8 protein-coding genes are annotated in these 13915 nt (G+C 62.0%); 6 read left to right on the top strand and 2 right to left on the bottom strand.

The window, feature by feature from the left end; genetic code table 11:
• Window positions 1-18: 18 nt before the first annotated feature.
• Both AC50YA_RS06430 and AC50YA_RS06425 read right to left on the bottom strand, forming a co-directional pair.
• Window positions 19-516, bottom strand: coding sequence for an aminoacyl-tRNA deacylase (locus tag AC50YA_RS06430; RefSeq protein WP_494981482.1), 498 nt, complete (start codon window positions 514-516; stop codon window positions 19-21).
• Window positions 516-1715, bottom strand: coding sequence for an acetyl-CoA C-acetyltransferase (locus AC50YA_RS06425; protein WP_494981481.1), 1200 nt, complete (start codon window positions 1713-1715; stop codon window positions 516-518). The genes AC50YA_RS06430 and AC50YA_RS06425 overlap by 1 nt, the downstream gene beginning before the upstream one ends.
• A gap of 224 nt (window positions 1716-1939) precedes the next feature.
• Here AC50YA_RS06425 and AC50YA_RS06420 point away from each other — a divergent pair, with 224 nt between their 5' ends.
• The 6 genes from AC50YA_RS06420 (at window position 1940) to fusA (ending at window position 13652) form a co-directional block, all read left to right on the top strand.
• Window positions 1940-2407 carry a hypothetical protein gene (locus AC50YA_RS06420; protein WP_494981480.1) on the top strand — a complete coding sequence of 156 codons (468 nt, stop codon included), beginning with the start codon at window positions 1940-1942 and terminating at the stop codon, window positions 2405-2407.
• Between the two features lie 351 nt (window positions 2408-2758).
• Complete coding sequence (gene rpoB / locus AC50YA_RS06415) at window positions 2759-6268, top strand: DNA-directed RNA polymerase subunit beta (protein ID WP_160673135.1); 3510 nt, start codon at window positions 2759-2761, stop codon at window positions 6266-6268.
• A gap of 119 nt (window positions 6269-6387) precedes the next feature.
• Window positions 6388-10287: a DNA-directed RNA polymerase subunit beta' gene (locus AC50YA_RS06410; protein WP_494981479.1), complete on the top strand. Its 3900-nt coding sequence runs from the start codon at window positions 6388-6390 to the stop codon at window positions 10285-10287.
• 334 nt (window positions 10288-10621) lie between these two features.
• A complete protein-coding gene (gene rpsL / locus AC50YA_RS06405) occupies window positions 10622-10996 on the top strand; it encodes a 30S ribosomal protein S12 (protein WP_011692814.1) in 375 nt (124 codons plus the stop codon).
• 1 nt (window position 10997) lies between these two features.
• Window positions 10998-11468 carry a 30S ribosomal protein S7 gene (rpsG, locus tag AC50YA_RS06400; RefSeq protein WP_011692813.1) on the top strand — a complete coding sequence of 157 codons (471 nt, stop codon included), beginning with the start codon at window positions 10998-11000 and terminating at the stop codon, window positions 11466-11468.
• Window positions 11469-11537: 69 nt separating this feature from the next.
• Window positions 11538-13652, top strand: coding sequence for an elongation factor G (gene fusA, locus AC50YA_RS06395; protein WP_494981478.1), 2115 nt, complete (start codon window positions 11538-11540; stop codon window positions 13650-13652).
• The last annotated feature ends 263 nt before the right edge of the window (window positions 13653-13915 follow it).

Genomic DNA, 13915 nt, shown 5'->3' with positions numbered 1-13915 from the left:
GCGTTGCTGTGGGCGGGGCTAGTTCGGTTCGGAAATATCGGCGACGACGGCGCCCAGGGCTGCGGTAAGGGCGTCGGCGTCCACAAAGGCGCTGTAGCCGTGCTCGCCTGCCCCCATGGAGATGCGGCGGCCGGCGATGCTGGCGTCCGCGTACACCGGCCAGGCGGTGGTGCTGCCGAGCGGGGTGATGGTCCCGCGTTCGTAGCCGGTCGCGTCCAGTGCCACCTCCGCGGGCGGCAACGAGAGCTTGTTGACGCCCACCAGAGTCCGCAGTTTGGGCCAGGAGATCTGCCGGTCGCCAGGAATCAGCGCGAACAGAAACGTCCCGTCTTTATGCTTGACCACCAGGGATTTCACGATGTCCGCCGGCGTGATGCCCAGGATCCCGGCAGCTTCTTCGAGGCTCCGCGCGGCCAGTCGCTCCACAAGTTGCACGTCCAGGCCGCGCCCTGCAGCATCGGCCAGGAAACGCTGACGTCCGACGGCGGCGCTCCCGTTGTTGACCTGCCCCACCATCAGTCCCGGTACAGCAGGAGCGCTTCGCCCTGGCCGCCGCCGCCGCACAGGGACACCGCGGCCCTGCCGCTGCCCCGCCGTTTAAGTTCATGGGCGGCGTGCAGCGCCAACCGCGCACCGGACGCCCCGATCGGGTGGCCCAGGGCAATGGCGCCGCCGTGGATGTTGCACTTCTCCAGCGGGTAGTCCAGGTCCTTCAGCGACTGCACGGCGACTGAACCGAAGGCTTCGTTGATTTCGATGAAGTCCAGGTCGGCGGTGGTCCATTCCGCCCGCTGCAGGGCGTTCATGATGGCGTGGGACGGCTGCGAATGCAGGGAGTTGTCCGGACCGGCAACCTGGCCGGGCTTCCCCACCACAGCCAGGTATTCCAGCCCGTTCTCCTCCGCGAACCGGCGCGATGCCAGCACCAGCGCGGAGGCGCCGTCGGACAGGGGGGAGGAATTGCCCGCAGTGATGGTTCCGTCGCTTACGAAGGCAGCCCGCAGCCCGGACAGGGACTCGACGGACGTGTTCGGCCGTATGCCTTCATCGGTGGAGACAATAATGGGATCGCCCTTGCGCTGCTTGACGCTTATGGGCGCGATCTCGTCGTCGAAGACGCCGTTCTTTGCCGCCAGCGCGGCACGCTGGTGCGAGAGGGCTGCCACGTTGTCCTGCGAAGTCCGGTCGATGCCCAGCGTCAGGTTCTTGGTTTCGGTGGACAGCCCCATGGACTGGCCGTCGAACGCATCCGTGAGGCCGTCATGCGCCGCGACATCCAACGCCTGGATGGCGCCGTAGGTCCAGCCCTGGCGCGAGCCGGGCAACAGGTGGGGAGCGCGGGTCATGGACTCCTGGCCCCCGGCCACCACCACGGTGGCGTCGCCGCTGCGGATCATCCGGGCGGCGTCGATCACAGCGGTCAGCCCGGACAGGCACACCTTGTTGATGGTGACAGTGGGAACATTCCAGCCGATTCCCGCGCCAATTGCGCTCTGGCGTGCGGGGTTCTGCCCGGCACCGGCCTGCAGGACCTGGCCCATGATGACGGCGTCCACCTGGCTGGCCTCTACGCCGCTCGCGGTAATCGCGGACCTGATCGCATGCGCGCCGAGTTCGACGGCGGTGAAGCTCGCCAGTTGCCCGTTGAGCCGGCCCTGCGGCGTGCGCGCACCGGCCAGGATAACAACGTCAGTATTGTCGTTGGAGTTGCCCATTGTGATCTCTTCCGCTCTGAATCGATGTACTTCCAAGGCTACCGTGAGGCATCTCACCCATTAATCCAAACGCCGAAGGGGCGCCGGTGATTCCATTTTCTTACCGTGACAGCCGGCAGGGGAGAACTACCCATCCGCTGGATGTGCGCGTGGTCGCGGTGGTGCGTAGGGTGGACGGCGAAGACGACAAGCATCACAGCAACGCAAAAACAGGGAGCAGCATCTTGAAGAGAATCCTCGCCGCAGCAGCCATGGCCAGCCTTGCCGGACTCACGGCCTGCAGTGTTGCCACCCCTGCGCCGGACAGCACAACGTCAACAGCAGCCCCCGCTGTGTCCGCCCCCGCACCTTCCACGGCGTCGCCGTCGCGCTCTTCCGACGCATCAACGCCACAGTCCGGAGGCGTTAAGGAAGCGTGCGAGACGTTCAACTCGCTCTACGCCGATTACAAGGCCATCAAGGATGATTCGAACGCCCACGAGGACATCTACTTTGCCGCCCAGGACGCCAAGGACACGGCGTCGGGGAACCTGGTGGGACTGTTTACCTCGCTCAGCGTCCTCGCGCTTGACCACTCGACGGCCGCGAAAAGCGGTGGCGAGCCCGAGCAGGCTTCCAAGGACGGTGTGCGTGACGCAGTCTTCGCCAACGCAGGCGAATGCACGGCAGCGGGCGTTACGCTTCGCCTCTGACGTCCGCTCCAAGGGTTGCCCGTCCGGTGGTTGAACCCGGCGGGCGGGGAGCGAAACCCGGGCCGGACGCCAAAAAATCAGTGCTTGCAATAAGTCCGGTTGTGGGGTAGACACGTAATTGATTTTGCCGTATCGTAGATATTTGCGTCTTCCCTGTTTACCTTCAGCCTTCATATAGCGGTGGGCTTTGCCTGGCAGCTGACCATCAACGTGCCGTCAACAACGTCATTGGATGGAAAGCCCCGGCCCGGGTCATATAGCGGAACCGGATGGTAGCACTGCGGAGTCATTCCGCAGGGTGCACAGCGGGGGAGATCTGAAAACGCCTGAAGGTCTGTGGAAGGATCCCTCTTGGTCGCCTCGAGCACCTCTAATAACGAAACCGCTAACACCGCCGACAGCACTGATGGTGCCACTCGCCGGCTCTCATTCGCAAAGATTCACGAACCGCTGGACGTTCCGAATCTCCTTGCCCTGCAGACGGACAGCTTCGACTGGCTGGTCGGAAACGAACGCTGGCAGGCGCGCGTAGCGAAGGCCGTCGAAGAAAACGATCTCAGCGTCGCCACCTCGTCCGGACTGTCGGACATCTTCGAAGAAATCTCCCCGATCGAGGACTTCCAGGGCACCATGTCCCTGAGCTTCTCCGATCCGGAGTTCGCTGATCCGAAGTACACCATGGCCGAATGCAAGGACCGGGACGCAACCTACTCGGCACCGCTGTACGTCAAGGCCGAGTTCATGAACAACAACACGGGCGAAATCAAGCAGCAGACCGTGTTCATGGGCGACTTCCCCCTCATGACGGAGAAGGGCACCTTCGTCGTCAACGGCACCGAGCGTGTCGTCGTCTCCCAGCTGGTCCGTTCACCGGGCGCCTACTTTGAGCGCACCGCCGACAAGACCAGTGACAAGGACATCTTCACTGCCAAGATCATCCCGTCCCGCGGTGCATGGTTCGAACTCGAGATCGACAAGCGCGACCAGGTCGGCGTTCGTCTCGACCGCAAGCGCAAGCAGTCCGTCACCGTTCTGCTGAAGGCCCTCGGCTGGACCGAAGGCCAGATCCTCGAAGAGTTCGGCCAGTACGACTCCATGCGTGCAACGCTGGAGAAGGACGCCACCGAGACCCGCGAAGACGCGTTGCTGGACATCTACCGGAAGCTGCGACCGGGCGAGCCGCCCACAGTCGAGGCTGCCCAGTCCCTCCTGGACAACCTGTACTTTAACTCCAAGCGCTACGATCTGGCCAAGGTTGGCCGTTACAAGATCAACCGCAAACTTGGCATCGACCGCTCCCTTGGCGACAAGGAAGCGTCGGTCCTGCACGTTGAAGACATCGTAGCCATGATCAAGTTCCTGGTTGCCCTGCACGCCGGCGAGAAGACCCTCACGGGCAAGCGCGACGGCCAGGACCACGAACTGCGCGTTGATATCGATGACATCGACCACTTCGGCAACCGCCGTATCCGCGCCGTCGGCGAGCTCATCGAGAACCAGGTCCGCACCGGCCTCTCCCGTATGGAGCGCGTTGTCCGCGAGCGGATGACCACCCAGGACGTCGAGGCCATCACGCCGCAGACACTGATCAACATCCGCCCTGTTGTTGCAGCCATCAAGGAGTTCTTCGGAACGTCGCAGCTGTCGCAGTTCATGGACCAGAACAACCCGCTCTCGGGTCTGACCCACAAGCGCCGTCTGTCCGCGCTTGGCCCGGGTGGTCTGTCCCGTGACCGCGCAGGCATGGAAGTTCGAGACGTTCACCCGTCCCACTACGGACGTATGTGCCCCATCGAAACCCCTGAAGGCCCGAACATTGGTCTGATCGGTTCGCTGGCATCCTACGGCCGCATCAACCCGTTCGGCTTCATCGAGACTCCTTACCGTCTCGTCGCTGAAGGCGTTGTCTCCGATGAGGTCCAGTACCTCACGGCCGACGACGAGGCAGAGGTCCTGATCGCACAGGCCAATGCTCCGCTGGATGAGAACAAGAAGTTCGCAGAAGAGACCGTCCTGGTCCGCGCCCGTGGTGGTGGAGGCGAGCCTGTGCTGGTTCCCGCCGGCGAGGTCGAGTTCATGGACGTTTCCCCGCGCCAGATGGTGTCGGTGGCTACGGCCCTGATCCCGTTCCTCGAGCATGACGATGCTAACCGCGCACTTATGGGTGCCAACATGCAGCGCCAGGCTGTGCCGCTGGTCCGTTCCGAGGCCCCGTTCGTGGGCACCGGCATGGAGCGCGCCGCCGCCGTCGACGCCGGTGATGTCACCATCGCGAAGAAGGCCGGTGTGGTTACCGAGGTCTCCGCTGAGCTGGTCATCATGCTCAACGACGACGGTACGGAAACCAACTACCGCATCAACAAGTTCGCCCGCTCCAACCAGGGCAACTGCTACAACAACCGTGTCCTGGTGAACGAAGGCCAGCGCCTCGAGGTCGGCGGCATCATCGCCGACGGTCCGGCAACGGACCAGGGCGAACTCGCCCTCGGTAAGAACCTGCTTGTGGCATTCATGTCATGGGAAGGCCACAACTTCGAGGACGCCATCATCCTCTCGCAGCGCATTGTTGCCGAGGACGTTCTTTCCTCCATTCACATCGAGGAGCACGAGATCGATGCCCGCGACACCAAGCTTGGTGCCGAGGAAATCACCCGTGACATCCCCAACGTGTCCGAGGAAGTCCTGGCAGGCCTGGACGAGCGCGGCATCATCCACATCGGTGCCGAGGTTGAAGCCGGCGACATCCTGGTCGGAAAGGTCACCCCGAAGGGTGAAACCGAACTGACCCCGGAAGAGCGCCTGCTGCGCGCCATCTTTGGTGAGAAGTCCCGCGAAGTGCGCGACACCTCCCTGAAGGTTCCGCACGGCGAGTCCGGCACCGTCATCGGGGTCCGCGTCTTCGACCGCGACAACGACGACGAACTGCCCCCGGGCGTGAACCAGCTGGTGCGCGTCTACGTGGCCGCCAAGCGCAAGATCACCGACGGCGACAAGCTCGCCGGCCGTCACGGCAACAAGGGCGTTATCTCCAAGATCCTCCCGATCGAGGACATGCCCTTCCTTGCCGACGGTACCCCCGTTGATATTGTCCTGAACCCGCTGGGTGTTCCGGGCCGTATGAACGTCGGCCAGGTGCTGGAAACGCACCTCGGCTGGGTTGCCAAGACCGGTTGGAAGATCGAAGGCGAGCCCGAGTGGATGAAGCAGCTGCCGAACCTGCCGCGCGAGAGTGGCCAGACCACTGTTGCAACGCCGGTGTTCGATGGCGCCCGTGAAGAGGAAATCACGGGTCTGCTGGACTCCACCAACCTCACCCGCGACGGCGAACGCCTGATCAACTCCTCAGGCAAGACCCGCCTCTTTGACGGCCGCTCCGGCGAGCCGTTCCCGGATCCGATCTCGGTCGGCTACATGTACATCCTGAAGCTCCACCACCTGGTGGACGACAAGATCCACGCCCGTTCCACTGGCCCGTACTCCATGATCACGCAGCAGCCGCTGGGTGGTAAGGCACAGTTCGGTGGCCAGCGCTTCGGTGAGATGGAAGTGTGGGCGCTGGAAGCTTATGGCGCCGCGTACACGCTCCAGGAACTCCTCACCATCAAGTCGGATGATATCCACGGTCGTGTGAAGGTCTACGAAGCAATCGTCAAGGGCGAGAACATCCCCGAGCCGGGCGTTCCTGAGTCCTTCAAGGTCTTGATCAAGGAAATGCAGTCGCTGTGCCTGAACGTGGAAGTACTTTCCACGGACGGAACCACAATTGAAATGCGTGACTCTGATGACGCAGTCTTCACGGCTGCGGAAGAACTGGGCATCGATCTGTCTCGTGCAGAGCCCAGTTCCGTAGAAGAGGTTTAGCAGGTTGATGTCTTGGGAAAAGCAGTCGGCCCGCCGCGCTGTCTTTTCCCAGGGCATCACCTCCCTCTTCCCGTAACCAAGACTTCAGAATTTAGAGAACAAGAGAGAACAGGGACCATATGTCCAGCGAATCCTCCTTCGGCCTCATGCAGATCGGCCTTGCCACCGCGGATGACATCCGTGGCTGGTCTTACGGCGAGGTTAAGAAGCCGGAAACCATCAACTACCGCACGCTCAAGCCCGAGAAGGACGGCCTCTTCTGCGAGAAGATCTTCGGCCCTTCCCGCGACTGGGAATGCTACTGCGGTAAGTACAAGCGTGTGCGCTTCAAGGGCATCATCTGCGAGCGGTGTGGCGTCGAAGTCACCCGTGCGAAGGTCCGCCGTGAGCGCATGGGCCACATCGAGCTGGCCGCCCCGGTCACGCACATCTGGTACTTCAAGGGTGTTCCGTCCCGTTTGGGCTACCTCCTTGACCTGGCACCGAAGGACCTCGAAAAGGTCATCTACTTCGCTGCCTACATGATCACCAGCGTCGACGCCGACAGCCGCCACGAGGAACTGCCCAACCTTCAGGTTGAGCACGACATCGAGAAGAAGCAGCTGATCGACAACCGCGACTCCGACATCGCCACGATCGCCCGTGACCTCGAAAACGAGATCGCGCGCCTCGAAGGTGAAGGTGCCAAGGCTGCCGATAAAAAGAAGGCCCGCGACTCTGCGGATCGCCAGATGGCCAACGTGCGTAAGCGCGCCGACGCCGAGATTGATCGCCTGGAGCAGGTTTGGGAGCGCTTCAAAACCCTCAAGGTCGCTGACCTTGAAGGCGACGAAGGCCTTTACCGCGAGCTGCGGGACCGTTACGGCATCTACTTCGAAGGCTCCATGGGTGCCGAAGCCATCAAGAAGCGTCTTGAGAACTTCGACATGCAGGCCGAGTCTGACCTGCTGCGCGACATCATTGCCAACGGCAAGGGCCAGCGCAAGACCCGTGCCCTGAAGCGCCTGAAGGTGGTCAACGCGTTCCTGACCACCAACAACAGCCCGCTCGGCATGGTGCTGGACGCCGTCCCGGTGATCCCGCCGGAACTGCGCCCGATGGTCCAGCTGGACGGTGGCCGCTTTGCGACCTCCGACCTCAACGACCTCTACCGCCGTGTGATCAACCGCAACAACCGCCTCAAGCGCCTGCTTGACCTCGGTGCCCCGGAGATTATCGTCAACAACGAGAAGCGCATGCTTCAGGAAGCTGTTGACAGCCTCTTCGACAACGGCCGTCGTGGCCGTCCGGTCACCGGTCCGGGCAACCGTCCGCTGAAGTCCCTGAGCGACATGCTCAAGGGCAAGCAGGGCCGTTTCCGCCAGAACCTCCTCGGCAAGCGCGTTGACTACTCCGGCCGTTCGGTCATCGTCGTCGGCCCGCAGCTGAAGCTGCACCAGTGTGGTCTGCCTAAGCAGATGGCACTGGAGCTCTTCAAGCCGTTCGTGATGAAGCGCCTGGTTGACCTCAACCACGCACAGAACATCAAGTCGGCCAAGCGTATGGTCGAGCGTTACCGTCCGCAGGTCTGGGACGTGCTGGAAGAGATCATCACCGAACACCCGGTGCTGCTCAACCGTGCACCTACCCTGCACCGCCTTGGCATCCAGGCGTTCGAACCGCAGCTTGTTGAAGGTAAGGCAATCCAGCTCCACCCGCTGGTTTGTGGCGCCTTCAACGCTGACTTCGACGGTGACCAGATGGCAGTCCACCTGCCGCTGAGCCCCGAGGCCCAGGCTGAGGCACGCATCCTGATGCTGTCCTCGAACAACATCCTGAAGCCGTCCGACGGCCGCCCGGTTACCCTGCCTTCGCAGGATATGATCATCGGTCTCTACCACCTGACCACCAAGCGTGTCGGTTCAGCTGGCGAAGGCCGCGTCTTCTCCTCGGTTGCCGAAGCCATCATGGCCTACGACCTCCGCGAGCTGCACTTGAACTCGCAGGTCAGGATCCGCCTTGAAGGCTTCGTTCCGTACGCGGACTGGGAAGCTCCGGAAGGCTACGAGCCGGGTCAGACCGTGCTCGTCCAGACCTCCCTTGGCCAGGTCATCTTCAACCAGACGCTGCCGGCGGATTACCCGTGGGTTGAGAACGTTGCGGACAAGGGCGAACTGTCCACGATCGTCAACGATCTCGCCGAGCGCTACCCGAAGGTGGTCACGGCGGCAACGCTGGACAACCTGAAGGATGCCGGTTTCTACTGGGCCACCCGCTCGGGCGTTACCGTCGCCATCTCGGACATCGAGGTACCCAAGGACAAGCCGAAGATCCTGGCCGGTTACGAAATCATGGCTGCCAAGATCCAGGGCCAGTACGACAAGGGCCTGATCGACGACGACGAGCGTCGCCAGGAACTGATCGAGATCTGGAACAAGGCAACGAACGAGATCGCCCAGGTGATGCGTGACAACCTGTCGCCGATGAACACCATCAACCGTATGGTGTCCTCCGGTGCACGTGGTAACTGGATGCAGGTCCGTCAGATCGCGGGTATCCGTGGCCTGGTGGCCAACCCTAAGGGTGAAATCATCCCGCGTCCCATCAAGTCCTCCTACCGCGAGGGCCTGTCGGTGCTGGAATACTTCATCGCCACGCACGGTGCCCGTAAGGGTCTGGCTGACACCGCGCTGCGTACCGCCAACTCGGGTTACCTGACCCGTCGTCTGGTGGACGTGTCGCAGGACGTCATCGTCCGCGAAGAGGACTGCGGCACCGAGCGCGGCCTGGTCACGCCAATCGCCGTGCCGGACGCCAACGGCGAGCTGGTCCTGGACGAGAACGTCGAGAACAGCGCCTACGCTCGTACGCTCGCTGTTGACGTTGTGGACTCCAAGGGCAACGTCCTTGCCGCCGGCGGCACCGACTGCGGCGACGTCGTTATCGCTGAGCTGTTCGCAGCCGGCATCACCGAGGTCAAGGTCCGCTCTGTACTCACCTGTGAGTCCAGCGTCGGCACCTGCGCCCTGTGCTACGGCCGTTCGCTGGCCACCGGCAAGACCGTGGACATCGGCGAGGCTGTCGGCATCATCGCCGCACAGTCCATCGGTGAGCCCGGTACCCAGCTGACCATGCGTACGTTCCACACCGGTGGTGCTGTTTCCGCCACCGGTGGAGAAGACATCACCCAGGGTCTGCCGCGTATCCAGGAGCTCTTCGAAGCCCGTACTCCGAAGGGTGTCGCACCGATTGCTGAAGCAGCCGGCCGCATCGCCATCGAAGAGTCCGAGCGTCAGATGCGCCTGGTCATCACCCCGGATGACGGCTCTGAAGAGATCGCCTACCCGGTACTGCGCCGTTCACGCCTCCTCATCGAGGATGGCGAGCACGTCACAGTAGGCCAGAAGCTCATCAACGGTCCGGTGGACCCCAAGCAGGTTCTGCGCATCATGGGTCCCCGTGCCGCGCAGAAGTTCCTGGTGGACGAGGTCCAGGGCGTGTACCGCAGCCAAGGTATCGGTATCCACGACAAGCACGTCGAGGTTATCGTCCGCCAGATGCTGCGCCGCGTCACGGTCATCGAATCCGGCGAATCGGATCTGCTCCCCGGCGAGCTCGCCGAGCGCAGCCGCTTCGAGGAGGCCAACCGCCGCGTTGTGTCCGAGGGCAAGACTCCGGCTTCCGGACGTCCTGAGCTCATGGGCATCACCAAGGCGTCCCTGGCCACGGAGTCCTGGTTGTCCGCAGCTTCCTTCCAGGAGACCACCCGCGTCCTGACGCAGGCGGCCATGGAAGGCAAGAGCGACCCGCTGCTCGGCCTCAAGGAGAACGTCATCATCGGTAAGCTGATCCCGGCCGGCACGGGTCTCCCGCGCTACACCGAGGTCACCGTGGAGCCCACTGAGGAAGCAAAGGCCAACCTGTTCACCGGCCCCAGCGCATTCAGTGACTTCTCGTACGACTCCCTGGGCGGCGACGGAGCTCCTGAGTTCCACGCCATCCCGCTGGATGACTACGATCTCGGCAACGATTTCCGCTAGTCGATTGCGTTGAAAGGCCCCGTTTCCACTTGGTGGAGGCGGGGCCTTTCGTCTACACCCGATTAAGGGCCCGGGTCCAGCCGTGCTAAACTTTGTGTAATTGTTCTGTGTGGCAGTGGATGAAGGCCGCCGCAGCATCATTTTGGTTTTGTTCTCATGATGCTGGGTGGAGCTTGTTTCCGGGTTGCGGGTAAGGTGCGCAACGAATGCCACGCTTCTGCACGCCTACGCAAGTTTCCAGAGGCCGCAGCTGCAAGGAACAACGCCAAAACCATTGTGCTCAGGCTGGCGCCTGAGCGTGAAGGTAGAGATCAAACCAACGGAGAACACGAGAGTGCCTACGATTAACCAGCTGGTCCGCAAGGGCCGCACGCCTAAGGTCAAAAAGACCAAGGCTCCCGCGCTTAACGGCAGCCCGATGCGCCGCGGTGTTTGCACCCGCGTTTACACCACCACCCCCAAGAAGCCGAACTCGGCTCTTCGTAAGGTTGCACGTGTGCGCCTCAACGGTGGCGTTGAAGTTACCGCTTACATCCCCGGTGTCGGCCACAACCTGCAGGAGCACTCCATTGTGCTCGTTCGCGGCGGTCGCGTGAAGGACCTCCCCGGTGTCCGTTACAAGATCGTCCGTGGCGCCCTCGATACCCAGGGTGTGAAGAACCGTAAGCAGGCACGCAGCCGCTACGGCGCAAAGATGGAGAAGAAGTAATATGCCTCGCAAGGGTCCGGCCCCCAAGCGGCCGCTCGTACTAGATCCCGTTTACGGCTCCCCGCTGGTTACCCAGCTGATCAACAAGGTGCTGGTTGACGGTAAGAAGTCCACCGCAGAGCGCATCGTTTACGGTGCCCTCGAAGGCGCCCGCGCCAAGTCCGGCGGCGACCCCGTAGCAGCACTCAAGAAGGCCATGGAAAACGTCAAGCCTTCCCTCGAGGTCCGCTCACGCCGCGTTGGTGGCGCTACCTACCAGGTTCCGGTTGAGGTCAAGCCGGGCCGCTCCACCGCCCTCGCCCTGCGTTGGCTGGTTGGCTACTCCAAGGCCCGCCGTGAAAAGACCATGACCGAGCGCCTCCAGAACGAAATCCTGGATGCCTCCAACGGTCTCGGTGCCGCTGTGAAGCGTCGCGAAGACACCCACAAGATGGCCGAGTCCAACAAGGCCTTCGCACACTACCGCTGGTAATACTTCCCGGACGCCGCCGGCTCGACTGAGCCGGCGGCGAACGCGTAGTCCATCCGAAAGGGAGACACCGTGGCACAGGACGTGCTTACAGACCTTAGTAAGGTCCGCAACATCGGCATCATGGCCCACATCGATGCTGGCAAGACCACCACCACCGAGCGCATTCTGTTCTACACAGGTGTGAACCACAAGATCGGCGAAACGCACGACGGCGCTTCGACGACTGACTGGATGGAACAGGAAAAGGAACGCGGCATCACCATCACGTCTGCCGCCGTGACCTGCTTCTGGGACAACAACCAGATCAACATCATTGACACCCCCGGCCACGTTGACTTCACTGTCGAGGTTGAGCGCTCACTGCGCGTCCTCGACGGCGCCGTCGCTGTGTTCGATGGTAAAGAAGGTGTCGAGCCCCAGTCTGAGACCGTTTGGCGCCAGGCTGACAAGTACAACGTTCCGCGTATCTGCTTCGTCAACAAGATGGACAAGCTCGGCGCTGACTTCTACTTCACGGTAGACACCATCGTCGGCCGCCTCGGTGCCAAGCCGCTCGTTATGCAGCTGCCGATCGGTGCCGAGAACGACTTCATCGGCGTTGTCGACATCCTGGAAATGCGTGCGCTGGTCTGGCCCGGTGACTCCAAGGGTGACGTCACCATGGGCGCCAAGTACGAGATCCAGGAGATCCCCGCGGATCTGCTGGAGAAGGCCAAGGAATACCGCGCTGCTCTCGTTGAGACGGTGGCTGACGCTACCGAAGAGCTCATGGAGAAGTACCTCGAAGGTGAAGTACTCACCGTCGAGGAGCTCAAGGCCGGCATCCGCAAGATGACGATCAATTCCGAGCTCTACCCGGTCTTCTGTGGCTCCGCGTTCAAGAACCGCGGCGTTCAGCCGATGCTTGACGCCGTGGTTGACTACCTGCCGAACCCGCTCGACGTCCCGCCGATGATCGGTCACGATCCCCGCGACGAAGAGAAGGAACTGACCCGCGCGCCTTCCTCCGAGGAGCCGTTCTCGGCTCTGGCGTTCAAGATTGCGACCCACCCCTTCTTCGGCCAGCTCACCTTCATCCGCGTGTACTCCGGTCACGTCGAAGCCGGTGCTCAGGTGGTCAACTCCACCAAGGGCAAGAAGGAGCGCATCGGCAAGCTGTTCCAGATGCACGCCAACAAGGAAATGCCTGTCGAGGGCGCTACCGCCGGCCACATCTACGCAGCGATCGGGCTGAAGGACACCACCACGGGCGACACCCTGTGTGACTCCAGCAACCAGATCGTACTCGAGTCCATGAGCTTCCCGGAGCCCGTGATCTCGGTTGCCATCGAACCGAACACGAAGGGTGACCAGGAGAAGCTCTCCCTGGCCATCCAGAAGCTCTCCGCTGAGGACCCGACCTTCCAGGTCTCCCTCAACGTGGACACCGGTCAGACCATCATCGCCGGCATGGGCGAGCTTCACCTTGATATCCTGGTGGACCGCATGCGCCGCGAATTCAAGGTCGAGGCCAACGTCGGCAAGCCGCAGGTCGCTTACCGCGAAACCATCAAGAATGTTGTTGCGCGTCACGACTACACGCACAAGAAGCAGACCGGTGGTTCGGGCCAGTTCGCAAAGATCCAGATTGCCATCGCGCCCTTGGACACGTCCGACGGCGAGCTGTATGAGTTCGAGAACAAGGTCACTGGTGGCCGTATTCCGCGCGAATACATCCCGTCGGTTGACGCCGGTATCCAGGATGCACTGAACGACGGCGTCCTGGCCGGATACCCGGTTGTTGGCATCAAGGCGACGCTGATTGACGGCGCATACCACGATGTTGACTCTTCGGAAATGGCGTTCAAGATTGCCGGCCGTATGGCTTTCAAGGAAGCCGCACGCAAGGCGAACCCCATCCTGCTCGAACCGCTGATGGATGTAGAGGTCCGCACCCCTGAGGAATACATGGGTGAAGTTATCGGTGACCTCAACTCCCGCCGTGGCCAGATGCAGTCCATGGAAGATGCACAGGGTGTCAAGGTCATCCGTGCGCACGTCCCGCTGTCCGGGATGTTCGGCTACATCGGTGACCTGCGTTCCAAGACCCAGGGCCGCGCTGTGTATTCCATGACGTTCCACAGCTACGCCGAGGTCCCGAAGGCATTTGCCGACGAGATCATCCAGAAGAACCGCGGCGAGTAGTCTTTCCGACTTTCGCAGCAAAAAAACTCGGGTGCGTTTCCGGTTGACGGAAGCACACCTGGTGCAGGTGGCCGGGTCCCGGTTAGATGCAGTCCGGTCAAGCCGGGCGCCGGCCATCTGCACGAACAGGCTCGAGGGACTAGTATTAGTTCCTGAATCTGCAATTTCACCAATCCAAAGCCCCCCAAGTAGACTTGCCTGAGTTTCTGCCGCGATAAGCGCGGTTGAAGGGTAAGTCATTTGAAAACGTTCTAGGAGGAACC

The sequence above is a fragment of the Pseudarthrobacter sp. RHLT3-21 genome, from assembly GCF_059383495.1.
This window is presented reverse-complemented; position numbering and strand designations above follow the sequence as displayed.

What these genes read in the sequence shown, in the direction of transcription:
- rpsG (WP_011692813.1), top strand. Translation starts at nt 10,998, where the DNA reads ATGCCTCGCAAGGGTCCGGCCCCCAAGCGGCCGCTCGTACTAGATCCC.
- AC50YA_RS06430 (WP_494981482.1), bottom strand. Translation starts at nt 516, where the DNA reads ATGGTGGGGCAGGTCAACAACGGGAGCGCCGCCGTCGGACGTCAGCGT.
- AC50YA_RS06410 (WP_494981479.1), top strand. Translation starts at nt 6,388, where the DNA reads ATGTCCAGCGAATCCTCCTTCGGCCTCATGCAGATCGGCCTTGCCACC.
- AC50YA_RS06425 (WP_494981481.1), bottom strand. Translation starts at nt 1,715, where the DNA reads ATGGGCAACTCCAACGACAATACTGACGTTGTTATCCTGGCCGGTGCG.